At 64.4% G+C, this 21,825-nt stretch carries 21 protein-coding genes and 2 tRNA genes; 6 read left to right on the top strand and 17 right to left on the bottom strand.

Going from position 1 to position 21,825, the window contains the following annotated elements; all coding sequences use genetic code 11:
- Nucleotide 1: 1 nt before the first annotated feature.
- Nucleotides 2-1,030 (bottom strand): methyltransferase domain-containing protein, encoded by a 1,029-nt coding sequence (locus FBR05_06190; GenBank protein ID MDL1871776.1) that lies wholly within the window; start codon nt 1,028-1,030, stop codon nt 2-4.
- Nucleotides 1,031-1,202: 172 nt separating this feature from the next.
- Here FBR05_06190 and FBR05_06185 point away from each other — a divergent pair.
- A tRNA-Lys gene (locus tag FBR05_06185) sits at nt 1,203-1,275 on the top strand.
- Between the two features lie 29 nt (nt 1,276-1,304).
- Nucleotides 1,305-1,377: transfer RNA gene (locus tag FBR05_06180), tRNA-Glu, on the top strand.
- 82 nt (nt 1,378-1,459) lie between these two features.
- Here FBR05_06180 and FBR05_06175 read toward each other — a convergent pair.
- Together FBR05_06175 and FBR05_06170 are read right to left on the bottom strand one after the other, a co-directional pair.
- Complete coding sequence (locus FBR05_06175; protein ID MDL1871775.1) at nt 1,460-2,386, bottom strand: PEP-CTERM sorting domain-containing protein; 927 nt, start codon at nt 2,384-2,386, stop codon at nt 1,460-1,462.
- A gap of 251 nt (nt 2,387-2,637) precedes the next feature.
- Nucleotides 2,638-3,231 (bottom strand): TetR/AcrR family transcriptional regulator, encoded by a 594-nt coding sequence (locus tag FBR05_06170; GenBank protein ID MDL1871774.1) that lies wholly within the window; start codon nt 3,229-3,231, stop codon nt 2,638-2,640.
- Between the two features lie 203 nt (nt 3,232-3,434).
- Between FBR05_06170 and FBR05_06165 the strand changes: the two genes are divergently transcribed.
- The 4 genes from FBR05_06165 to FBR05_06150 all read left to right on the top strand — a co-directional run bounded on the left by FBR05_06165 (nt 3,435) and on the right by FBR05_06150 (nt 9,451).
- Nucleotides 3,435-3,977 carry a polyketide cyclase gene (locus tag FBR05_06165; GenBank protein MDL1871773.1) on the top strand — a complete coding sequence of 181 codons (543 nt, stop codon included), beginning with the start codon at nt 3,435-3,437 and terminating at the stop codon, nt 3,975-3,977.
- Between the two features lie 58 nt (nt 3,978-4,035).
- Nucleotides 4,036-4,395 (top strand): DUF1428 domain-containing protein, encoded by a 360-nt coding sequence (locus FBR05_06160; GenBank protein MDL1871772.1) that lies wholly within the window; start codon nt 4,036-4,038, stop codon nt 4,393-4,395.
- A 67-nt stretch (nt 4,396-4,462) separates the two neighbouring features.
- Nucleotides 4,463-5,077, top strand: coding sequence for a DUF1579 domain-containing protein (locus tag FBR05_06155; GenBank protein ID MDL1871771.1), 615 nt, complete (start codon nt 4,463-4,465; stop codon nt 5,075-5,077).
- 162 nt (nt 5,078-5,239) lie between these two features.
- On the top strand, nt 5,240-9,451 hold the full coding sequence (locus FBR05_06150) for a hypothetical protein (GenBank protein ID MDL1871770.1): 4,212 nt from the start codon (nt 5,240-5,242) through the stop codon (nt 9,449-9,451).
- A 25-nt stretch (nt 9,452-9,476) separates the two neighbouring features.
- Here the strand turns inward: FBR05_06150 and FBR05_06145 are convergent, their stop codons facing one another.
- The 14 genes from FBR05_06145 to FBR05_06080 form a co-directional block, all read right to left on the bottom strand.
- Nucleotides 9,477-9,893, bottom strand: a complete 417-nt coding sequence (locus tag FBR05_06145) for a universal stress protein (protein MDL1871769.1) — start codon at nt 9,891-9,893, stop codon at nt 9,477-9,479.
- An 81-nt stretch (nt 9,894-9,974) separates the two neighbouring features.
- The gene (locus tag FBR05_06140; protein MDL1871768.1) at nt 9,975-11,030 is read right to left on the bottom strand and encodes a response regulator; all 1,056 of its coding nucleotides are present in this window, start codon (nt 11,028-11,030) and stop codon (nt 9,975-9,977) included.
- Nucleotides 11,027-12,262 (bottom strand): PAS domain S-box protein, encoded by a 1,236-nt coding sequence (locus FBR05_06135; GenBank protein ID MDL1871767.1) that lies wholly within the window; start codon nt 12,260-12,262, stop codon nt 11,027-11,029. The genes FBR05_06140 and FBR05_06135 overlap by 4 nt, the downstream gene beginning before the upstream one ends.
- Nucleotides 12,263-12,270: 8 nt before the next feature.
- Nucleotides 12,271-13,302 carry a hydrogenase expression/formation protein HypE gene (gene hypE / locus FBR05_06130; protein ID MDL1871766.1) on the bottom strand — a complete coding sequence of 344 codons (1,032 nt, stop codon included), beginning with the start codon at nt 13,300-13,302 and terminating at the stop codon, nt 12,271-12,273.
- Complete coding sequence (gene hypD, locus FBR05_06125; GenBank protein ID MDL1871765.1) at nt 13,293-14,390, bottom strand: hydrogenase formation protein HypD; 1,098 nt, start codon at nt 14,388-14,390, stop codon at nt 13,293-13,295. The genes hypE and hypD overlap by 10 nt, the downstream gene beginning before the upstream one ends.
- Nucleotides 14,387-14,638, bottom strand: coding sequence for a HypC/HybG/HupF family hydrogenase formation chaperone (locus tag FBR05_06120; protein ID MDL1871764.1), 252 nt, complete (start codon nt 14,636-14,638; stop codon nt 14,387-14,389). Before FBR05_06120 ends, hypD begins: the two co-directional genes overlap by 4 nt.
- A gap of 3 nt (nt 14,639-14,641) precedes the next feature.
- On the bottom strand, nt 14,642-16,906 hold the full coding sequence (gene hypF / locus FBR05_06115) for a carbamoyltransferase HypF (GenBank protein MDL1871763.1): 2,265 nt from the start codon (nt 16,904-16,906) through the stop codon (nt 14,642-14,644).
- 2 nt (nt 16,907-16,908) lie between these two features.
- Nucleotides 16,909-17,172 (bottom strand): hydrogenase maturation nickel metallochaperone HypA, encoded by a 264-nt coding sequence (locus FBR05_06110; GenBank protein MDL1871762.1) that lies wholly within the window; start codon nt 17,170-17,172, stop codon nt 16,909-16,911.
- The gene (locus tag FBR05_06105; GenBank protein ID MDL1871761.1) at nt 17,165-18,169 is read right to left on the bottom strand and encodes an NAD(P)-dependent glycerol-3-phosphate dehydrogenase; all 1,005 of its coding nucleotides are present in this window, start codon (nt 18,167-18,169) and stop codon (nt 17,165-17,167) included. The genes FBR05_06110 and FBR05_06105 overlap by 8 nt, the downstream gene beginning before the upstream one ends.
- Nucleotides 18,166-18,615, bottom strand: a complete 450-nt coding sequence (locus FBR05_06100) for a hydrogenase maturation protease (protein MDL1871760.1) — start codon at nt 18,613-18,615, stop codon at nt 18,166-18,168. Before FBR05_06100 ends, FBR05_06105 begins: the two co-directional genes overlap by 4 nt.
- Complete coding sequence (locus tag FBR05_06095) at nt 18,612-19,934, bottom strand: Ni/Fe hydrogenase subunit alpha (GenBank protein ID MDL1871759.1); 1,323 nt, start codon at nt 19,932-19,934, stop codon at nt 18,612-18,614. Before FBR05_06095 ends, FBR05_06100 begins: the two co-directional genes overlap by 4 nt.
- The gene (locus FBR05_06090; GenBank protein ID MDL1871758.1) at nt 19,915-20,700 is read right to left on the bottom strand and encodes an oxidoreductase; all 786 of its coding nucleotides are present in this window, start codon (nt 20,698-20,700) and stop codon (nt 19,915-19,917) included. Before FBR05_06090 ends, FBR05_06095 begins: the two co-directional genes overlap by 20 nt.
- Nucleotides 20,701-21,531 carry a Ni/Fe hydrogenase subunit gamma gene (locus tag FBR05_06085; GenBank protein MDL1871757.1) on the bottom strand — a complete coding sequence of 277 codons (831 nt, stop codon included), beginning with the start codon at nt 21,529-21,531 and terminating at the stop codon, nt 20,701-20,703.
- Nucleotides 21,528-21,825: sulfite reductase subunit A (locus tag FBR05_06080; protein ID MDL1871756.1), on the bottom strand; the 298-nt coding region annotated here is incomplete at its 5' end. The genes FBR05_06080 and FBR05_06085, both read right to left, overlap by 4 nt.

The raw sequence follows: 21,825 nt of genomic DNA, 5'->3' as shown, positions 1-21,825 counted from the left end.
CTTACTTGGTGGCGACCATCACGCTGGCCGGGTACTGCACCGCCAGGGCGGCGACCTTCTTGAAGCCGACGAAATTCAGCCAGCGCTTCAGCTCTTTGGCGGTGAAGACGTCGCCGTGCTCGGTGTGCAGCAGCATGTTGAGGGCGAAGAGCAAGGGCAGCTCGGGCCCGGTGCGCAGGTCGTTGGCGATGAACTCGGCGACGAGCAGCTTGCCGCCGGGCTTGAGGGCGTCGAAGGACTTCTTGAGCAGCTTGCGGGTGGCCGCCTCCCCTTCCATATGGCAGATGTGCCCGAGGATGACCAAGTCGTAGCCCTCGGCCTCGAAGGGCAGCTGGTGGAAATCGCCCTCCCGGAACTCGTAGTTCTTCTGCAGGCGGAAGCGCTGGACGTAACCCTGGGCGACCTCAATGACCTCGGGGTAATCGATTCCGACCACTTTAGTGGTGGGATCGGCCAGGGCGAAGGCGATCGACCAGGCCGCCGAGCCGCAGCCGACGTCGAGGACGCGCTGGCCGCGCAGCGTCTTGCCGACGCCGAGCTTCTTGCAGAGCGCGACGCCCGAGGCGTAGGAGACGGGAAAAATCCGCTTCACCAATTCTTGGAAGAAGGCCTTGCGATCGCCGGCGGCCTGCGCGGTGCCGACGGGCCTGCCCAGGCGGAGCGCCTCGGTGAGGCTGGTCCAGCCCTGGCGGCTGAAGTCGTCGAATTGCAGGGCGGCGCCCAGGAAATTGGATTCGCCGCGCACCAGGAAGGCCTTGGCCTCGGGCTCGAGCTTGTAGAGGCCGCGGGTCTTGCCGAGCAGCCCCATGCCGACCAGGGCGTCGAGCAGCATGCGGGCGGAGCGAAGCGGCAGGCCGGTGCCGCGGGCGATCTTTTCGACGGTGGCGTTGCCGGCGTGGATGCTGGTGAAGACGTCCACCTCGACGGCGCTGGCGAGCACCTGAGTTTTGTAGAAACCCCAATGGATGTTTTGAATGAGCTCGGGTTGAATCTCGAGCGACTTCTCCCTACCGGTCATATTAGGGGGCATTGTAGCGACTGCGGGCGGAGTCGCAAAGAAATATTTTGTGATTCCCGCTACTTGCCGCTGCACTGCGCCAAAAGTAAAAATTTGACAGTGGCGGCGAAAGGCGGTTAAGGTCCGGCGCGTTTTTAGTTATAACCGCGGCGCCCGGCATCGAAAAAGAAATCGGGATGTCCCCGGGCCGGTAGCTCAGTTGGTAGAGCACCGCCCTTTTAAGGCGGGTGTCCTGGGTTCGAGTCCCAGCCGGCTCACAGTTCGTTTATTTGCCTCCACCGCCTTTGTCCCCATCGTCTAGAGGCCTAGGACACCGCCCTTTCACGGCGGCAGCAGGGGTTCGAATCCCCTTGGGGACGAGTGAAGACCCCTTGAGAAATCAAGGGGTCTTTTATTTTTACGATACCCCAAGTCGTCCAGCGCTTAATTTGTGACTCTTCGTTATCGACCGGAGTTCGATGAATGACTCTTCGCCCGCCTGACGGCGAAAAAAACCGACGCCATAGCCAAGAGCCCCACCGTTAAACCCGCCGAGCCCGACGTGCCCGCCCTCAAGGAACAACCCGCGCCCTCGATCAGCGCGCCGCCGGCCCCCGTGCAACCGTTGTCCACGACGCCGTCGCAGTCGTCGTCTAGGCCGTTGCAGATTTCCGCTTGAGGCTCGCAGGCGCTCAAGCTTCCCGCCTGGATGAAGACGTTGGCGTCCAAGATCCCGTCACTGACGTCGGCGATGGCCAGCTTCATGTGATTGGTCGCGCCGGAGTTGACCGTCGCGGTGCAGGTGAGCACCCGGGTGAGCCCATCCATCTCGGTGTCGATGGAACCGCCGCCGTCTTCCAAGTCGTTGTTGATGAAGAGCTCGGGGTGCGACGAGGGACCGACGCCGAAGGGATTCCCGTTGTTGATCGTGTTGATCGAAACCGGATCCGACCCCACCAAAGCGCAGTTCGTCCCGTTAACGAAAAAGGCGAAGACGTCGTTGAACTCGGAGGCGACGAACTCGTTGTATTCGTCCGAGGTAAAAACGTAGAGGAAGGAGACCGATCCCCCCTGCGGGACGAAGTCGAATTCAAGGACGGCGGCGTCCTGAGTCGGGAATCCGCCGGTCAGCGGATCGAGGTCGGCGTCGCCCGGCCCGCCGAAATCCGTCGTGACGCCGTCTTCGTCGTTCGGCCCCGGCACGGAGCTGACCGACCCCGAGCCGAGAATGATCCCGTCGGAAAAACCGATGATCCCGTTGCCTCCGCTGAAGGACCCCGCGGCCTGCGGCGCGCCCGTGAAAGTGACATTGGAAATCGTCACGCCGGAGCCGGCCAAGGACTGCGCCAGTTCGTCCGCGGTGACGCCGCCGTTTAAATCGGTCACCATTAACTGTGCCAAAGCGGGGCTGGACAGGCCGAGGGCGGCGGCTGCAAAGACCGGCGCCCCTCGCAGCAGGTGTTTTCTGATTCGGCGAAAAAAAGAATGAAGTTTCATGGAACCCTCCCGGATTAAAGGCTGAGTCCGCCACGCTAGTCGGTATTCCTGCCTTTGGCACTTCTTTTCTTCAAGCCTGCAAAATCAGAAGCGTTTTTGGGTCCGGAACCGAGGCGGGGAAAATTCGCGCCACCAAACCCAACTTAAGACCCCTTCCGCAGCGACCGAATGTAGGCCAGCGCCTGCTCCGCCGCGCGCTCGAAGGTCGTCGTGTCCCGCCGGATCTTGCTGAGCAGCATCCCGCCCTGCATGACGGTCAGGCAGAGCGCGGCCAGGGCGTCCGGATCCGCGGCGGCCGACAGCTCGCCGGCGGCCTTGCGCTCCGCGAAGAAGCGCGCCAGCTGCCCCCCGCTCCATTCCAGAAAGAGGCGAATATCCTGGCGCAGCAGCTCTTGGTCCGCCGCGAGGTCGTTACCGATGGTGGCCATGGGGCAGGAGCGCTCGCAATGCACCTCCCACTGAAAGCGGATGTACTGATCGAACCAGCCTTCCAAATCTTCCCAAGAACGGATTCGATAACCCGTCCCGGCCTTGCCGTCGCGGATGAGCGCGTGGAGATATTGCAGGACGGCGTGCACCAATCCGTCCTTGGTTTTGAAATAATGCGCGAACTGGCTCTTGCCCGTGGCGGATCTCGCCAGGACCTCGTCGATGCTGGTGCCCTTCACGCCCTGAAGATGGAAAAGGTCGAGGGCGGCTTGGATCATGCGGTCGCGTGTTTCGGTTTTAACGGCCATACCCGGAGACTCTTACTGTACTATTTAGTGCATATTTTATACCAAACAAATGTGATCATTTTATCAAAAATTCTGTATAAAATAGCAAATTTTTCTTGATAAGAATATTTTTTGTACCATATAGTACAATAATAAATAATCATTCTGACTCCCAAACTCAGCGCGTTTCAGGCGGTCCCGGCGCGCCCAAGGAGAATCCTGCCATGCTCTCCAAAATTCTCATCGTCCTCGCGGTCGTCGCAGTCCTCTTCGTGGTCGTCGTCGCTTTGCGCCCCGCCGACTTCAAAGTCAGCCGCAGCCTGGCCGTCTCCGCCCCACCGGCGGCGGCCTTCGCCCAGGTCGACGACTTCCGCCTCTGGGAGACCTGGAATCCCTGGGGCAAACTGGATCCCGCGATGAAACAGAGCTATTCGGGCTCCCAGTCCGGCGCCGGCGCGGCCTACGCCTGGGCCGGCAACTCCCAGGTGGGCGAGGGTCGCATGACCATCCTCGAGAGCCGTCCCAATGAGCGGATCCTTATCCAGCTCGAATTTCTCAAGCCCTTCGCCGCCACCCACACCGCGGAATTCACCTTCAAGCCCGAGGGCGACAAGACCCTCGTCACCTGGAGCATGTTCGGAAAGAACAACTTCATGGCCAAGGCCATGGGCCTCTTCATGAACATGGACAAGATGATCGGGGGGCAATTCGAAAAAGGCCTGGCGGATCTGAAAGCGGTTGCGGAGGCCCCGCCCAGGCCGCAATGACAAGGAAACGTTCGAATTTTTTAACGCTGACAGCTAGAAATAATATGGAGGTTTACCTATGAAATACGTCGACGGTTTTCTCCTACCAGTGCCGAAGAAAAACCTGCAGGCCTACCGCCGCATGGCCGCCAAGGCCGGAAAAATCTGGCGCGAGCACGGCGCCCTCGACTACAAAGAATGCGTCGGCGACGACCTCAATATCAAGTTCGGCCTCCCCTTCCCCAAGGTGTTGAAACCCAAGCCGGGAGAGACCGTCGTGTTCTCCTACATCGTCTACAAATCGCGTGCCCATCGCGACCGTGTCAACGCCAAGGTCATGAAAGACCCGCGCCTCGCCTGCTCCATGGATCCGAAAAACATGCCCTTCGATTGCAAGCGCATGGTCTACGGCGGATTCAAGGTCTTGGTGGATGCCTGACGGAATTTCTTGCCCCTGAGACGTTTCTAAATATTAATACCGGAGTTTAACCCAACGGAGGATCCTTATGAATTCGATCGCGCGATGCGCTGCCCTTCTTGCCCTCTCACTCACCCTCTTCGTCCCGGGTCCCTCTTGGGGCACCGACAAGGATAAAAAGGCTCAGGCCGACGCCGAAATGCAGGCCATGATGGCCAAGGCAAAAGAGGCCGGAACCCCCGGCGCGGGCCACGAAATCCTGAAGAGCTTCGAGGGCGAATGGACGGTCACCAGCAAATCGTGGATGAAGCCCGGCGACAAGCCGCAGCAAAGCGCGGGCACCAGCACCTTCAGCTGGGTGTTGGGCGGGCGCTTCCTCAAGCAGGACTTCAAGGGAAATTGGGGCGGCGAGGACTTCACCGGCCTGGGCTACGTCGGTTACGACAACGTGAAGAAGGAATACGTCTCGACCTGGATGGACAGCATGTCCACCGGCATCGGCCAGGCCAAGGGCCAATACGACGCCGCAACCAAGACCATCACCGACCAAGGCTCCTTCAGCTGTCCGATCAAGGGCAACGTGAACTTCCGCTCCGAGTGGAAGATCCTCGATAAGGACAAGTTCTCCTTCAGCATGTACATGCCGGACGCGAACGGCAAAGAGTTTCGCTCGATGGAGATGCTCTACAAGCGCGCTAAATAAGGCCCGCGGAGCCGGACGTCGCTTTTCCTCTTTGGCTTAGAAAAAACTCTTGCGATATCGCCGCTCCAGGGGCCTATCCTGTCATGGGCCTTGATCGGGGAGGGGCCGTCTACTTACAATGAGTTTCTTCTAGTCCATCTTTTCAGGGAAAGCGGGGCTCTCATGCTCGAACGAAGGTTCTTTTTCTATGCGGCCCTCGTCTTTGCCTTTTTAGTCGCCTTCGGAAAGCTTTCGACGCCAAGCCCGGTCGCGGCCGCGCCCGATCCCTGCCCCGGCGGAACCCTGGCCCCCGGCAGCGGCGAGGACATCGTCCTCAGCGCCCCCTGCAGCGCGGGCGCGGGCACCTTTCATTACGGCAACGTCAACATCGTCAACGGCGGAAGCCTGACCTTTCAAGATCAGGCCATCGACTTCTGGGCCAAGAACATCCTGGTCGAGAACGGCGGAAGCCTGGTGGCGGGCTCGCCCGGCGCGCCCATCGGCAGCGCCGGCGGCGCCGTGACGATTCACCTCTACGGCGCGGACCAGGGGCCCGGCGGCACCGGCGTGGCCTGTCAAACAGACGCCAGCTGCGGCGTCCCCGCCGCCATCTGGAGCAGCAACGGCGCGAGCAAGGTCTGCCTCCCGCCCGACGCCCCGGACACCCCTCTCGAGCAGTGTCGGGTCTTCGATTACTTCTACACCTACGGCACATTGCCCGCCGACGACGGCGCCCCGGACCGCTATTTCGGCTACAAGGTCCTCGGCGTCTCCTTCGGCGGGACGCTCCAGCTTTTCGGAAAGAAAGGGGCGAGCTACGGCAACCTCGATTCTTCCAGCTCCGGCACCAGCTGGGTGCGCTTGGCCCAGACGGTCAAGGCGGGCGAAAGCACCCTCATCCTCGACCGCGAGGTCGACTGGGAGGCCGGCGATTGGATCGTCCTGACCACGACCGATTATCTCCCCGGCCACTCCGAGCGCCTCGAGATCGAGCAGATCGCCGCCGACCGCAAGACCCTCACCCTGAAACAGCCCGTGAAGTACGTCCACAACGGCGAGGCCTTTCCGCTGAACTCCCTGCCCGACCGACTCAAGCTCGCGGGCGCCACCGCCGAGACCCGCGCCGCCGTCGGGCTCTTGACGCGCAGCATCCGCATAGTGTCGGCGGGCGACAGCTTCGATCCGGCCAAGTCCGACTGCGACTACGACTGCTTTCCTCCGGCGGACCAGCTGGTTCCCTCGACGGAACAGCCCGGCCAGCAGCACCCCTACTATTTCGGCGGACACACGGTGATCCGGCAGGGCGCCAAGGACGTCAAGATTCAGGGCGTCGAATTCTACCAGTTGGGGCAAGGCGGACGCATCGGTCACTACCCGATCCATTTCCACCATGCCCGCCAAACGCCGCCGGACACCCTCGTCCAGGACAACTCGATCCACGACTCGATGACCCGATGGATCACCCTGCACGGCGCCCAGCAGGTGACGCTGGCTAGAAACGTCGGCTATCTCTCGATCGGCCATGGTTTCTACCTGGAAGACGGGACCGAAACCGACAACAAGCTCCATTCCAACTTGGGCGTCCTGGCGCGCGCTGCGGTGGACAACGCGCAAAATCCCCGCAAGGTGCCCGGCATCCTCTCGGCCGCCTCCATCCCCGGCGGTCTGGCCTCGCCCTTCTTCGCCTACCAGTCCGACGTCGTGCGCCCCTCGGTGTTTTGGATGATGAACGGCTGGAACGACTTCGAATACAACATGGCGGCCGGCGCCACCGCCTGCGGCGCCTGCTACTGGCCCGTCCTGGGCTCGATCAGCGGGCACTCGCGGCACATGACCTGGGAGTCCTATGCCTCCATCCAGGCCGGCCTGGCCCGCGGCGGGACCGCGCCCATCAAAAAGTTCAAAGGAAACTTCTGCAGCAGCGCGATGAACTCCTTCAATTCCACGCCCGACTCGGCGGTCTGCCACGGCGTCGAGGACGGCTCGCTGCGCCTGACTGCGGTCCCGAATCCCCTGGCCCCCGCGCCCAACACGGATAAGTCCCAAGAGTCCTATTATCCCATCGTCTCTCAGACGCTGCCGGCCTATACCCGCTGCGACGACACCGATTGCAGCGCCGTCCCGGTCTGCTCCGCCAGCAACCGCCAGGCCTGCATGGTCACGGTGCTCGACCAATACACCTCGTCGTTCCATTGGGCGGAGACCAATTTCTCGGCGATCTGGCTGAGGCCCCGCTGGTTCCTGATGCTCAAGAGCGTCCTGACCGACGTGCAAAACGCGGGGCTGACCTTCGTCACCGGCGGCGACTACACCCACTCCTCGGTCATCCCCGGCAACTGGATGCTGGCGCGGCAGAACGTCTTCATCGGCCATGCCCAAAACGCGGTAGACCCCGCCACTCAGGCGGTCCTGAACCCCTTCGTCTCCGACGCCGGGCCCTTCAACCCCTTGCAAACGCCGGACGGCAAGCTGAAGGGACTGAAGTGCGACAATACCGACATCAACTACTGTCTCTCCGTGGACGAGGGCATCGCCATGCCGCTCAGCAACTTCGGCATGAACCAGCGCTTCTTCAATATCTACGACGGCCCTTCCCTCCAGGACTCCAACGCCTTTTTGAACATCCATAAGGCTACGATCGCCGACTGCCCCTTTCCCAACGTCAACCAGCAGTGCAACAACAGCGGTTGGATGTACGGGAAGGTCCTGGGCATGCCGGGCGACCCGGCCACGGGCAAGGGCTACTTGCCCAACGCCGCGATCGCCTGGAAGCAGTCCAACGGCTTCTATTACCCGCCGGCCTTCCACTCGACGAACCTCTTCTTCGAGGGCGTGGACATCCGCCACTTCGTGATCGAGCCCCTCTTCGCGGCCGAGACGCCGGGCTCTTGGTTCAAGACGAACGTGCAGGAGGTAAAGAATCGCTACGCCACCTGGAACCCCGCCGCCTTCGACAACTTCACGGCCATCGACCGTCAAACCATATTGAACGACGACGACGGCTCGCTGACCGGCCTGAAGGCCACCGTCTCGGTCAACGAGGACCCCTTCTTCAACGCCCCGCTCGAGGTCCTGGAATGCGAGTCCGACGCGACGGCCAAGACCAGCCCCTACGAGCACGTGACGACCGTCGTCTACCCGGGCTGCGGCACCGGCTGCGACCAAGCTCAATGGAACGCCAACTGCACCTCGGGCTGCTACGGCGTGCCGCTCTATCGACAGTACCTCAATCCTAAGGAAAACCCGCCGGCAACCAACACCACGAAGATCCGCATGATGGGCCCCGCCATCGGGGGCCGCATCAACTTGACCGCCAACCACGGGAAGTATTACATCGCGACGACGGACGGTCCCGCCTCGCAGCAGAACGCCGCGCTGAAAAACATCTTTCAGGCCGATCAGTCCTACTACGTCTTCCTCGTCTACGCGCAGCCGACCACGCGGCAGACCTACCAATTGTACGTCGGCGCCAATCACCCGAATTTCCAAAACACCAACGTCCAGGCGGTGAGCGTCGACCTGGGCACCTTGGCGCTGCAGTTCCAAGACTTGAACTGGCCCTGGGATCCGCCAAGCTACGACCCCGCGATGGGCATCCTCAGCGTGACGGTGGACATGAGCGTCTTCGCCGACAATTACGCCTTGGCCAAACAGGACGCCTGCCAGCCGAAAAGCTTCTGCGAATGGAAAAACGACGCCTGCCAATGTTCCGCCACGCTGCAGGCCGACGATCCCGACCTCTATAACGAGTGCATCCAGGTGCTCGGCGAGGACGTGAAGCACGACATCTGCAGCTGGTCGGTGCGCGACATCGACTGCCCCGCCTTTATGGAGAACGGCGTCCTCAAGACCCGCTGCATCGGCTTCCGCGTCACCCTGCCGGGAGATTTCGTCGCCGACGACGTCGACCGGCGCCCCGCGCCCGAGTGTTTCCCGGACAACGCGGACTGGGACGTCCCCTGGGTCCCCGCCGCGGCGGACCTGGCGGGTTCCTGCGCCGGCCAGTCCCTGCCCGCGGCTCAGTTTTGCGGCGGCCTGGTCGGCAATCCTCCGCCTCCGGGCACCAAGGCGCTGGCCGACCGCGACCGGGACGGCATCCACGACGACTACGACAACTGCCCCGACCACCACAATCCCGCGCAGACCGAGACGGACGGCGACGGCCTAGGCGACGCCTGCGACGGCGACGACGACAACGACGGACAGCTCGATCACTTGGACTCGTGCCCCTTCGACACGGACGGTTCCTGCCGCGCAACGTCGGTCAAGAGCGGGGGTTGCGCCCTCAGTTCGACGGAAAATCCGCTCGGAGCCCCGCGCCAGTTTGCGCTTTGCTTCGCCTTGGCGGTGACGGTGTGGGCGGGATTCAGGGTCGGAGCGAGATGCCGTAAATGATTGGCTAGGCGGACCGGGGCGAAAATTACGACGGCACCACCAGGACGGGGCACGAAACCCGGCTCAGGACCCGCGCAATCTCCTCCTCTTTCGCGGAGTCCGGCTGCATCCCCCAAATGACGCAGTCGATGCCCCGCTCCTTCACCATGTATACCAGCACGTTATCGAGGGAACCGATGAAGGACAGGGTTTCGAAAGAGATATTTTTCGGGCCATGGATGCGCTTCGCATTTTCGAGCTCGGCCTCGAGGGCCCGGTTGGAGTTCTTCTTCCACTCGTCGTGGATCTCCACCCAGGAATTCGAAGAGGTCACGGGAAACGGGAAGGTGTTGACCAGGATAAGCTTGGCTCCGACCCCGCTCGTCTCGAAGATCGAGACGCCGAAATCAAGCGCCCGCCGGGAGGCGGGGGTGAAATCCGTCGGGATCAAGATTTTTTTCACCTCCTTAGATTAAACCCTCCGCCCCGGAAGGATGATGATTTCAGTCAGGAAAAATCCTGATACCTATCATTTTTCGCGGGGTTATTGGACCTGGCGCAGGCCCTCCGGATCGACCACGAGGATGTCCCGTCCCTCGACCTTGATGTAGCCGTCCTGCTTGAATTCGCTCAAGGCCCGGATCACGGTCTCCGAAGCCGTCCCCGCCATCGCCGCCAAGTCCTCCCGGTGGATGCTCAAGCGGGCCGTCTTCCCCTCCCCGCGAAACAGGCCTTCCGAGAGCTTCACCAGGACCTCCGCCACCCGCTTACGCACCGAGTCATAGGCGAAGCTCAACAGCTGCCTTTCCCGCTCGGCGACGTCTCCGGAGAGCATCTGGATGAACTTCGCGGCGACGTCGCGGTTCCGATAGACGAGGGAGAGAAAGTCTTCCTTGGGGATCTTGCAGATCTCGCATTCCTCGAAGGCCGCGGCGGACTCGGAATAATTCGCCTCCTCCAATAAGGGACCGTAGCCGAAGAAATCGCCCTTTTGGTAGAGTCCGGTGACGTACTCCTTGCCCTCGTCGTGGAGTTTGACGGTCTTGACCTTGCCGCGGTTGAGGAAGAAAAGATAACGGGGCGCGTCCCCCTCCTGGTAGATCGTTTCCTTCTTCTTGTAGACCGCCACCGGAAATTGCTTGGAGAGCTTTTCCAGCTCCCGAAAGCCTCGAGCCTCGTCCAGGAATCGCGTCAGGCCCTCGAGGTCGCGGGAGAATTCCCGCCGCAGTCCTTCGCTCTTCTTCAGCCGCGCCTCGACGGCGTTGAGCAGCTCCGTCTCCTCGAAGGGCTTGGTCAGGTAGTCGTCGGCGCCTAGGTCCATCCCCTTGCGGATCTCCCCCTTCTCGGCCTTCGCGCTGAGAAAGATGAAGGGGATGCCGGCGGTCTCGGGATCCTTGGAGAGGATGTGCAAAACGCCGTAGCCGTCCAATTCCGGCATCATGACGTCGCAGATGACGAGATCGGGCTTGGCCTCCTTGACCGCCTGGAGCCCCTTTTTCCCGTTTTCCGCGGCGACGACCTTGTAGCTGGCCAGTTCGAGGATCTCGGCCGTGTTGCCGCGGACCGCGGGGTCGTCCTCGATGAGCAGGATCTTTTTCATGGCGGTGTTCCTCGCGATTTGGGCAGGAATATCTTGAAGGTGGTGCCTCGGTTTTCCAGGCTTTCCACCTGGATCACCCCGCCCATCATGTCGAGGTAATGCTTGACGATGTTCAAGCCCAGGCCCGTTCCTTGGATATTCCCGGTGTTCTTCGCGCGAAAGAAGGTCTCGAAGAGATGCTTCTGCTCGGAGGCGGGGATGCCGATGCCGTGGTCCTCCACGACGATGCGGATCTCGGAGTCGCCGATCTCCGTGCACAGGCAGATCTCCTTCTCCTCGGGCGAATACTTGACCGCGTTGGACAAAAGGTTGAGCAGGATGCCGCGCAGCAAGGTCTTTTCCAGAAGCACGGGTTCGTCCTCCCCCCGGTGGCGATGATGGATCCGCTGCCCCGGCTTGGCCAGGGCCTGCATTTCCCCCGCCAGTTCCCGGCCCAGTGCCGCCAAGGAAAAGCGGCTGATCCGGTATTCGACCCTCCCCTGCTCGATCTTTTCCAGGGATAGAAAGTCATTGAGGATGCCGTTCAAGTTTTGCACGGCGGTCTTGATCGTCTGGATATGCCGTTCGCGCTTCTCGGCGTCCTCCGGGGCGCGGTACCGTGAAAGCAGCGCTGCGGAGCTCAGGATGGCGCTGAGCGGGGTCCGAAACTCGTGGGAGGCGGTCGCCACGAAGCGCGACTTTAGCTCGTTGAGCTCCCTTTCCCTCTCCAAGGCCTCCTGCACGGCGCGCTCGGCCTTCTTGCGCTGCTCCATCTCCTGTTGGAGGTTCAGGTTGCCCTGCCGAAGCTCGAGAAAGGCCTGGGAGAGTTCCTGCGTTCGCTCGCCCACCTTCCTTTCCAATTCGGCGTTCAAGGCCTTTAATGCGTCCGCGGTCCGCTTGCGCTCGGAGATGTCGCTGACGAAACTTACGATCTCCCGCTTGCCCAGCCGTTCGTAAGGCGCAAGGCTCACCTCCACGGGGAAGAGCGTCCCGTCCTTCCTCCTTCCGGCGAGATCCATCCCCATGCCCATCGCCCGCGCCTTGGGATGGGCGTTGAAGTCGTGGCGGTGGGCGACGTGCCGCTCGCGCAGCGTCTCGGGCAAGAGCACTTCGACCTTCTTTCCGATCAGCTCCTCGCCCTCGTAGCCGAAGAGCTGGTTCGCGAAGGGGTTGACCCGCTCGATGACGCCCTCGGCGTTCGAGATGACGATGCCGAGCTTCGCGGAATGAAAAATGGCCTCGTAGAGATCCATGTCGCCTTTCAACAGATACGCGGCAGCTGCTCGCCGCTGATCCGGTCGAGGACGCGATCCACGCCCATCCGGCTCTTCAGGCTCACGCCTAACCGGGGACCCACCGTCCCGATCCGTGACGCGTCCCGCCCCAGGGGATGCCTTCGCATCCGTTCCAAGGCCGCTTCCGCCTGCGCCTCGGGAACGAAGAGCGCAAAGCGTCCCTCGTTCGCCACGTAGAGGGGGTCCAGCCCCAGGATCTCGCAGGCCCCGCGGACCGGCTCACAGACCGGCACCGCCGCCTCCTCGATCGCGATCCCCAGGCCCGAGGCCTCGGCGATCTCGACCAAGGCCGTGGCCAGGCCCCCGCGGGTCAGGTCGCGCATGCAGCGGATAGAAAAGCCCGCGCCGAGCAGGTCCAGGACCAGGCCCGCCAGCGGAGCCGAATCGCTTTCGATCGTGGTCTCGAAGCCGAGCCCTTCGCGCGCGGACAGGATCGCGATCCCGTGGCGCCCCAGGTCGCCGCTGAGCAGGGCGACGTCGCCCTCCTTCAGCTCTTGCGGGGCGATGCGGCCCGGATATTCCAGAACTCCCACGCCCGAGGTATTGATAAACACCCCGTCACCTTTGCCCTTGTTCACCACCTTCGTGTCCCCGGCGACGATCTGCACGCAGGCCTCGCGGGCCGCGTCTCGCATCGACAGGACCAGCCGCCAGAGGCTCTCCATTGGGAAGCCCTCCTCGAGGATGAAGGCCGCGCTCAGGTAAAGCGGCCGAGCGCCGACCATGGCCAGGTCGTTGACCGTCCCGTGCACGGCCATGGCGGCGATGTCTCCGCCGGGGAAGAAGAGCGGCCGGACCACGTAGGAGTCGGTGGTGAAGGCGAGGCGATTGCCCTTGAGCTCCAGCTGGGCCGCGTCGTGCTGCAGCTCGAGGGTCGGATTGCCGAAGGCGGCCAGGAACATCTTTTGGATCAGCTGGTGCGTCAGGCGCCCGCCGCCGCCGTGTCCGAGCAGGATGTGAGGGTAGTCGCTTAGCGGGATGGGACAGCTCAGGGACATGCGGCCCTCCCGCGATAACGGTAATAGGCGGCGCAGGCGCCCTCGGTGGAGACCATCGTCGCGCCCAGGGGATGCTCCGGAGTACAGCGGGTCCCGAAGGCGGGGCACTCGGGCGGCTTCTTGATCCCCTGCAGGATCAGTCCGCTCAGGCACTCGGGGTTTTCCTCCACGCGCAGGTCCCGGACGCCGAAGCGGAGCTCGGCGTCGAAATCGGAAAACTCCTCCGAGAGCCCCAGGCCGCTCCGCGGGATCTCGCCGATGCCGCGCCATTGCCGGGGAATCACCCGGAAGACCCGTTCGATCATCCGCCGGGCGTGGAGGTTCCCCTCGCGGCGCACCGAGCGGGCGTATTGGTTTTCCACCTCGGCCCTTCCCTCTTCCAACTGTCGCACGCACAGATAAATCCCTTGGAGGATGTCCACCGGCTCGAAGCCCGTCACCACGATCGGGACACGGTATTTTTGCGCGATCGGCCCGTACTCCTCGACGCCCATGATCGTGCAGACATGCCCGGCCGCCAGGAAGCCCTGCACGCGGTTCAGCGGGGAGGCGAGGATGCCCTCCATCGCGGGCGGCACCAGGACCTGGCTGACCAGCAGGGAGAAGTTCTTCAAGCCGCGCTCGCGCGCCTGATACACCGCCATCGCGTTGGCCGGCGCGGTGGTCTCGAAGCCCACCGCGAAGAACACCACCTCTTTTTGGGGATTTTCCTCCGCGATCCGGAGGGCGTCCAGCGGGGAGTATACGATGCGGACGTCACCGTCGGTGGCCTGGACGCTCAGCAGGTCCTTGCGGCTTCCGGGGATGCGGAGCATGTCGCCGAAGGAGCAGAAAACGACGCCGGGCCGCGAGGCGATCGCGATCGCGCGGTCGAGGACCTCGAGCGGCGTGACGCAGACGGGACAGCCGGGGCCGTGCACCAGGGTGACGCCGGGCGGGAGCAGTTCGTCCAAGCCGTACTTGACGATGGCGTGGGTCTGTCCTCCGCAGACCTCCATCAGGGTCCAGGGACGCCGTGCGGCGCGCGCGATGGCGCGGGCAAAGCCCCGGGCGGCCGCGGCGTCTCGGTATTCCTCGAGGTATTTCATGAAGGCGCCTCGATCTCCGCGAGACCTTCCAGTTCCGCAAGGTACTCGAAGACCTTACGGGCCTCGCTTTCCTCCACCCGGCTGATCGCGAATCCCACGTGGACGATCACGTAATCGCCCACCCCGGCCTCAGGGACGTAGGAGAGGTTGACCTCCTTCAAGATGCCCCCGAAATCCACCTTGCCCGTGCGGCGGAGCGGCTCCTCCTGAAGCAAGCGAACGATTTTTCCGGGAATGGCCAGACACATCGCTCAACCTCGATCCTGCGCGGCGACGACGGCCGCCTGTCCCAGGGAGATCCCGCCGTCGTTGGGGGGGATGCTCCGGTGCCAATAGGGCTCGAAGCCCGCCTCTTCCAGGCGCCGCAGGGCCGCCTCGAGGAGGAATTTATTTTGAAAACAGCCGCCGGTCAACACGACCCTTCGCTCCCCTGCGAGGCGCGCCGCCTGCAAGAGACCCTCGACAAGGCCTAGGTGGAAACGGCGGGCGATCCGGGCCCGCGCCGTGCCTTGCGCGAGATCGCACAAGAGCTCCCGCAGCATCGGGCGCCAATCCAAGATGAAACCCTCCCTTTCGGGACGGGTTTCCAAGGAATATCCGACGATATCATCCGCCTCCTCGCACAAAAACTCCAGCTCCATCGCGGCCTGCCCTTCGAAATTTTGGACCCGGCGCAGGCCGATCAGGGCCGCCACGGCGTCGAAGAGGCGGCCGACGCCGCTGCTGCGCGGACATTGCAGCCCCTTCTCCATCATCTCCCGCAACAGCCTCCACTCCGCCGGGGAAAATGCGGCGCGCAGCGGACCCTGGAAATCGGCGAGGCCCGCCGGACCCAGGGCCTCGTGGAGCAGTCCCAGGGCGACGCGCCTCGGCTCGCGCAGCGCCCGCTCGCCTCCGGGCAAGGGGAAGGGCAGAAAATACCCCGCCCGCTCGAAGGCCGCGCGCGTCGCCAGCAGAAACTCCCCTCCCCACAGCGTCCCGTCGGGGCCGTAGCCGAGGCCGTCCCAGGCGACGCCCAACACCCTTCCCTCCAAGCCCTGCTCCGCCATGCAAGCAACGACGTGCGCATGATGGTGCTGCACGCGCCGCAAGGGCCGGCCGAAGCTTTCGGCGAAATGCGTGGAGGCGTAGTCGGGATGCAGGTCGCAGGCTACGGCCTCCGGACGGGTCTCGTAGCAGGCCTGCAAGCGCTCGGCCGCCTCGGCGAAGGCGGCCATGGCCTGCGGCGTTTGCAGGTCGCCCAAGTGTTGGCTGACGTAGACCCGGTCCGAGACGCCGAGGGCCACGGTGTTCTTGAGATGGGCGCCCAGGGCCAGGACCGGCCTCGAAATCGGCACCGCCACCGACAGGGGCGCAAAGCCGCGGGAGCGCCGCAGGAGCATCTCGCGGCCCGCCATCACCCGGAGGATCGAATCGTCCACCGGGCGCGCGATGGGCCGATCGTGTACCAAAAAAGCGTCCGCGATGCCGCCCAGGCGCTCCAAGGCCTCGGACTCGCGGGTGCAGATCGGCTCCTCGGCGCGGTTTCCACTGGTCGCCACCACGGGAAATCCCCACTCCGCCATCAGGAGATGGTGCAGGGGCGTGTAGGGAAGCATCGCGCCCAAGTAAGGGTTTCCCGGCGCGACGGCGGTGGAAAGCCCCGCCGCGGCCCGCCTGCGCAGCAGGACGATGGGGGCCTCGGCGGACTGAAGCCACCTCGCGTCCAGCTCCGAGACCTCGGTGGCCCCGCGCAGCGCCGCCAGCGACGGAAACATCAGGGCGAAGGGTTTCTCCTCCCGCGCCTTCCGCCGCCGCAGGCGCGCCAAGGCCTCGTCGTTGCGCGCGTCCGCGATCAGGTGAAATCCGCCGAGTCCCTTGAGGGCCAGGATCTTCCCCGCCCGCACGGCCCGGACGGCGCATGGCAGAGCCTCTTCCCGCTCCGCCAGCGCGCGGCCCTCCGCGTCCCAATATTCCAGCCGCGGCCCGCAATGCGGGCAGGCGATTGGTTGGGCGTGGAAGCGGCGGTCGCGGGGATCCTCGTACTCCGCCCGGCAGGCCTCGCACATCGCAAAACCCCTCATCGTGGTGTTGGCCCGGTCGTAGGGCAAGGCCTCGAGGATGCTGAAGCGCGGCCCGCAGCGGGTGCAGTTGAGAAAGGGATAGCGGTAGCGCCGGTCGGCGGGGTCGAAGAGCTCCGCGAGGCAGTCCTGGCAGGCGGCGAGGTCCGGGAGGATCGCGGCCGTCTTTTCTCCCGCAAGGCTGGGCCGGATCTCGAAGGCGCCCTCGCCTCGGACCGGGATCTTGCGGACCTCGAGATGGGCGATCTCCGCGTGCGGCGGTTTCTCCCGCGGGAGACGGAGCAGAAAACCCTCCAGGGCCGCCTCGCTTCCTTCCAGCTCGAGGCTCGCCCCCGCCGCGGAATTACACACCCAGCCCGCCAGCCCCAGCTCGCGGGCCAGGCGGTAGACGAAGGGCCGGAAGCCGACCCCCTGCACCACCCCGCCGATCTCCAGGCGCAGCCGCGACGCTTCCATGTTCACTCCGCGAGCTCCACGCTCTCCAGCAGGATGTCCTGGGCCCGGGGGTCGTGAATGTCCTTCAATTCTTCAGCAACCAGGGCCGCCCCGGCCGCGAGGGTGCCCCGCGAGGCCTGTTCGAAGTGCTCGCGAAAGTGCGCGGCGGACATGTGGCTTAAGGCCCCCAGCTTGACGCGAACGCCGACCACGCGCCCCCCGCCGTTTTCCGCGGCGATCTTTTCGATCTTGTGGATCAGGTCTTGGATGAGATGGGCCTCATGCATAGTTCACCTCGTGGTCGGTGTGCAGGGAGAGGAGGATCTTCACGGCCTGGTGCAGCTCGAGACCCTCGAAGAGAAAGCGGTAGATCAGGTGGGCGATCGGCAGCTTGATCTTGAGCTTTCGGCTCATGCGGTGGATGGCGCGGGCCGTGTAATAGCCCTCCGCGATGCCGTGAAGCTCTGCGAAGGCCTGCTCCGGCGTCTTCCCCTCGCCCAGGGCGAGGCCCAGGCGGCGGTTGCGCGACAGGTCGCCGGTGCAGGTCAGCACCAGGTCGCCGATGCCCGCCAGGCCCATGAAGGTCATCGGATCCGCGCCCAGCTTGACGCCCAGCTGGGTCATCTCGGCGGAGGCCCGCGAAATGAGCGCCGCGCGGGCGTTGAGGCCGTAGCCCAGGCTGTCGGAGGCGCCGGCCGCGATGGCGTAGACGTTCTTCAAGGCCCCGGCCAGGCAGACGCCGACGGTGTCCTTCGAGGAAAAGATCCGGAAGGTCGGGGAGGCGATCGCCTCGCGGACCCAATCGACCGATTCCGGACGTTGGGACGCCCCGACCAAGGCCGCGGGCAGTCCGGCGGCCAGCTCCTTGGCGAAGGTCGGCCCCGAGACGAAGACCGCGCGCTCCGCAATCTCGGCCGGCAGGACCTCGCGGTAGATCTGTTCCGCTGTCCGGAAGCTTTCCATCTCCAGCCCCTTCGAGCCGTTGACCAGGACGGCGTTGGGTTCCAAAAAGGCCTTGGCCTGGGCGAGTGTCCCGCGAATCGCGTTGAAGGGAGTCACGCCGACGACCAGTGAGGCGCCTGTCAGGGCCTCTTGGAGGTCGCTCGTCACCTTCACGCCTGGCGCGAGCATGACGCCGGGCATGTTGGGATTCTGTCGCGTCTGACGGAGCCCCTTCGCCTCCTCCTCGGTCCAGGCCCAGAGGCGAATCTCGTGATCGTGGCGTTCCAGGATTTTGCAGAAGGCTGTGCCGAAGGCGCCGGCCCCCAAGACCGCGACTTTCATGGTTCCCTCATTATAGCAAAGATTTCCTCAGCAAGCGCCCGTGCCGCCGCCGCAACCTCGGGAGAGAGCCCCTCCCCGGCGGAGAAATCCCGGCCCTCGATCCCGAAGACCTCCAGGCGCGGCGGGATTTCCCCCAGGGCCCTAGCCAGCTCGATCGCCTCGCCCAGGCTGAAGGCATGTGTGGAATAACGAAAACTCCGGGCCGGCAAGGCCTCGCGGTGGGCCGCGAAGCGCCGGATGGCGCCGGGCGGATGCCCGGATTGCAGGGCGTCGATCAGGATCACCGCCTCGGCGCCCTTCCAAAGCTCCATCAGTTGGGCGCCCTCCCCGCTGGCCTCCAGCACCTCGCAGCCTGCCGGCGCCCGCGCCTTCAAGGCCCGCGCGACCACGAGGCCCGCGGCGTCGTCCCGCCTAAAATCGTTGCCGATGCCGATGACACGCTTCATCCCCGTTCCACCTCCAACTTCAAGAAATGCGTGGCGCAGGAGATGCATGGGTCGTAGTTGCGGACGGCCTGCTCGCAGTAGCCCCGCAGCTCCTCCTGCGGCAGGCGGACGTAGGGCGGGATGAAGCGCCATAGGTCCGCCTCGATGGTCTTTTGGTTCTGGGAGGTCGGCGGGACGATCTTGGCCTCCTTGATCGCCCCCGTGGCGTCCAGGCGATAGCGATGGTAGAGGATGCCGCGCGGCGCCTCGGTGCAGGCATGACCCTCGGCCGCGCACGGCGGGGCCTCTAGGAAATCCCGCTCCGGCGCCTGATATTGCTCGACGATCCGCAGGGCCTCGTCGCAGGCGTAGAGCACCTCGACGCTTCGCACCAGGATGCTCTTGAAGGGGTTGCGCTCCGTCGGCCCCATCCCGACCGTGCGGGCGGCGTCTTGGACATAGTGCGAGAGCCTGTCGAAATTCAGGTTGTAGCGGGCCATGGGCCCGACGAAATAGGCGCCGCGCTCCCGCAAGACGCAGTGCAGGGCGTTGGAATACGCGACATGCTCCTCGACGAAATGCGCCTCGAACTCCGCGGCGGAGATATCCAGGCCGCGGTTGGAGACGATGCGACCCTCGTTGAGGGGATACTCCTCCGGGTGCCGCAGGGCGACGAACTCGTAGTCGCGCTCGAAATCGGGAAAGCGGAACCCCGCGGCCCAGCGCAGGGTCTCGAGGGCGGCCTCCCGGGCCCATTGCAGCGGCGCGATCAGGGCGCGGAGCTCCTCGACCCGCGGCGCCCGGTAAAAGCCCCCCACCCGCACGTTGATCGGATGCACCTCGCGGCCGCCGACCAGGGTCATGATCTCGTTGCCGGTCTTCTTGAGCCGCAGGCCGCGCTGGACGACCTCGGGAAAATCCTTGGCCATGCGGATCGCGTCGGGATAGCCTAGGAAGTCGGGCGCGTGCAGCATGTAGATGTGCAGGGTGTGGCTCTCGATCCACTCGCCGCAATACAGCAAGCGCCGCAGGGCGCGCAGCGGGCCGTCCACGCGCAGACCCAGGGCGGCCTCCACGGCGTGGGCCGCGCTCATCTGGTAAGCGACCGGGCAGATCCCGCAGATCCGCGAGGTGATGTCGGGCGCCTCCCGGAAGGCGCGGCCGCGCAGGAAGGCCTCGAAGAAGCGCGGCGGTTCGAAGATCTTCAGCTTCACGTCGGCGACCTCGTCGCCCTTCAGCCGGATGTAGAGGGCCCCCTCCCCTTCGACGCGGGCGAGGTAGTCGACCTTGATGGTCCGGGTCTTACCCTTGGCGGGTTTTTTATCCTTTTTCTTGGTCATGCGCCTCGCTCGCCTCGCGGAAGGCCTCGGCCCCCGTCTGGAAGGTGCGGTAGACCCGCACCAGGTCTTCGGCCGGAACGCCCAGCCGCTTCCACCACAAACCCAGCGATGCGGTGTTCGGCGACTCCATCGGTCCGAAACAGCCGTAGCAGCCGCGGCGGTAGGCGGGACAGAGGGCGCCGCAGCCCGCGTGGGTCACCGGCCCCAGGCAGGGAATCCCCTGCGCGACCATCACGCAGACCGTGCCCCGCCGCTTGCACTCGACGCAGACGCTGTGGGAACGGATCTGCGGGCGGCGGTGGTTCAAGAAGGCGCCGATCACCTCCAGCAGCTGCCCCTTGTCGATGGGGCAGCCGTTCAATTCGAAATCGACCGGGACGTGGGCGGAGATGGGCGTGCTGCGCTCGAGAGTCCGGATGTATTCCGGGCGCGCGTAGACGGCCGCGGTGAATTCCTTCACGTCTTGAAAATTCCGCAGCGCCTGGATGCCGCCCGCCGTCGCGCAGGCCCCGATGGTGACGAGGTGTTTGGAGACGCGGCGCACCCGCTGAATCCGCTCGGCGTCCTGCGGCGTGGTGATGGAACCCTCCACCAGCGAAAGATCGTAGGGGCCGCGGACCACGGCCTTCGAGGCCTCCAGGAATTGAGCGATCTCGATCTCGTCGGCCAGGGCGAGCAGTTCGTCCTCGCAGTCCAGCAGGCTCAGTTGGCAGCCGTCGCAAGAGGCGAATTTCCAGACGGCCAGCTTGGGTTTTCGCTTCACCATTCAGACTTCCTTGAGGTTGAAGATGCCCTGGATCCGGTCGTAGCGCAGGACCGGCCCGTCCTTGCAGATAAACTGCGGCCCGAACTGGCAGTGCCCGCAGAAGCCCAGGGCGCACTTCATATTGCGCTCCAGGGAGAGGTAGATGCGCTCGGCGGCAAGGCCCTTGTAGATCAACTGCTTGATCGCCAGCCGCATCATGACCTCGGGGCCGCACATCATCACGATCGTCTTCGCCGGATCGAAGGCGACCTCGACCAAGAGATGCGGCACCAGGCCCACCTTGTGCTTCCAGCGCCCGCCGGATTGATCTGCCGTAAGGTGCACCTCGGTGTTCGGGGCGCGCCGCCACTCCTCGAACTGCCGGTGCAGGATCAGGTCCTTCGGGGCCTTCACGCCGTGGACGATCTTGATGGCGCCGTAATTCTCCCGGCGCCGAAATAGGTAGTGCAAGGCGCCCAGGGTCGGCGCGCAGCCCAGGCCGCCGGTGACAATGAGGACGTCCCTTCCCTTCGCCTCTTCAAGTGGCCAGCTGCTGCCGAAGGGCCCGCGCAGGCCCAAGACCTCGCCTTCCTTCAGCGCCGCCAGGGCCTTCGTCACCGGCCCCACCGCGCGCAGCGTGTGGCCGATCACGTCGCCGTCCTCGGGGTCCGAGACGATCGACATCGGCACGTCCCCCGCGCCGAAGGCGTAGAGCATGTTGAATTGTCCCGGTTGAAAACGATAGGCGCGCCGCGTCTCGGCGGCGGCGAGCCGGACGCGGACCGTGTAGATCCCCTCGGCCTCGCGGCGCTTCTCGACGATCTCGGCGGGCTGGGGGATGAGGGCGGTCATGGCGAGGGCTTCCTCAAGGCCGCGACTTCCTCCGTCAGGTCGATGCCCACCGGACACCAGGTGATGCAACGCCCGCAACCGACGCAGCCGGAACTTCCGAACTGGTCGATCCAAGTGGCGAGCTTGTGACTAAGCCACTGCCGGTAGCGCGAGCGGGTCGAGGCCCGCTGCGGCCCCGCCCCGTGGGTGTAGGAGAAGTCGAGGGTGAAGCAGGAATCCCAGCTCTGCCAACGCTCCGAGTGCTCGCCCTTCAGGTCCGTGACGTCCTCCACCGTGGTGCAGAAGCAGGTGTGG

This window comes from Deltaproteobacteria bacterium PRO3, assembly GCA_030263375.1.
Lineage (GTDB): Bacteria > UBA10199 > UBA10199 > DSSB01 > DSSB01 > DSSB01.
This window is presented reverse-complemented; position numbering and strand designations above follow the sequence as displayed.

What these genes read in the sequence shown, in the direction of transcription:
- FBR05_06190 (MDL1871776.1), bottom strand. Translation starts at nt 1,030, where the DNA reads ATGCCCCCTAATATGACCGGTAGGGAGAAGTCGCTCGAGATTCAACCC.
- FBR05_06175 (MDL1871775.1), bottom strand. Translation starts at nt 2,386, where the DNA reads ATGGTGACCGATTTAAACGGCGGCGTCACCGCGGACGAACTGGCGCAG.
- FBR05_06170 (MDL1871774.1), bottom strand. Translation starts at nt 3,231, where the DNA reads ATGGCCGTTAAAACCGAAACACGCGACCGCATGATCCAAGCCGCCCTC.
- FBR05_06165 (MDL1871773.1), top strand. Translation starts at nt 3,435, where the DNA reads ATGCTCTCCAAAATTCTCATCGTCCTCGCGGTCGTCGCAGTCCTCTTC.
- FBR05_06160 (MDL1871772.1), top strand. Translation starts at nt 4,036, where the DNA reads ATGAAATACGTCGACGGTTTTCTCCTACCAGTGCCGAAGAAAAACCTG.
- FBR05_06155 (MDL1871771.1), top strand. Translation starts at nt 4,463, where the DNA reads ATGAATTCGATCGCGCGATGCGCTGCCCTTCTTGCCCTCTCACTCACC.
- FBR05_06150 (MDL1871770.1), top strand. Translation starts at nt 5,240, where the DNA reads ATGCTCGAACGAAGGTTCTTTTTCTATGCGGCCCTCGTCTTTGCCTTT.
- FBR05_06140 (MDL1871768.1), bottom strand. Translation starts at nt 11,030, where the DNA reads ATGAAAAAGATCCTGCTCATCGAGGACGACCCCGCGGTCCGCGGCAAC.
- FBR05_06135 (MDL1871767.1), bottom strand. Translation starts at nt 12,262, where the DNA reads ATGGATCTCTACGAGGCCATTTTTCATTCCGCGAAGCTCGGCATCGTC.
- hypE (MDL1871766.1), bottom strand. Translation starts at nt 13,302, where the DNA reads ATGTCCCTGAGCTGTCCCATCCCGCTAAGCGACTACCCTCACATCCTG.
- hypD (MDL1871765.1), bottom strand. Translation starts at nt 14,390, where the DNA reads ATGAAATACCTCGAGGAATACCGAGACGCCGCGGCCGCCCGGGGCTTT.
- FBR05_06120 (MDL1871764.1), bottom strand. Translation starts at nt 14,638, where the DNA reads ATGTGTCTGGCCATTCCCGGAAAAATCGTTCGCTTGCTTCAGGAGGAG.
- hypF (MDL1871763.1), bottom strand. Translation starts at nt 16,906, where the DNA reads ATGGAAGCGTCGCGGCTGCGCCTGGAGATCGGCGGGGTGGTGCAGGGG.
- FBR05_06110 (MDL1871762.1), bottom strand. Translation starts at nt 17,172, where the DNA reads ATGCATGAGGCCCATCTCATCCAAGACCTGATCCACAAGATCGAAAAG.
- FBR05_06105 (MDL1871761.1), bottom strand. Translation starts at nt 18,169, where the DNA reads ATGAAAGTCGCGGTCTTGGGGGCCGGCGCCTTCGGCACAGCCTTCTGC.
- FBR05_06100 (MDL1871760.1), bottom strand. Translation starts at nt 18,615, where the DNA reads ATGAAGCGTGTCATCGGCATCGGCAACGATTTTAGGCGGGACGACGCC.
- FBR05_06095 (MDL1871759.1), bottom strand. Translation starts at nt 19,934, where the DNA reads ATGACCAAGAAAAAGGATAAAAAACCCGCCAAGGGTAAGACCCGGACC.
- FBR05_06090 (MDL1871758.1), bottom strand. Translation starts at nt 20,700, where the DNA reads ATGGTGAAGCGAAAACCCAAGCTGGCCGTCTGGAAATTCGCCTCTTGC.
- FBR05_06085 (MDL1871757.1), bottom strand. Translation starts at nt 21,531, where the DNA reads ATGACCGCCCTCATCCCCCAGCCCGCCGAGATCGTCGAGAAGCGCCGC.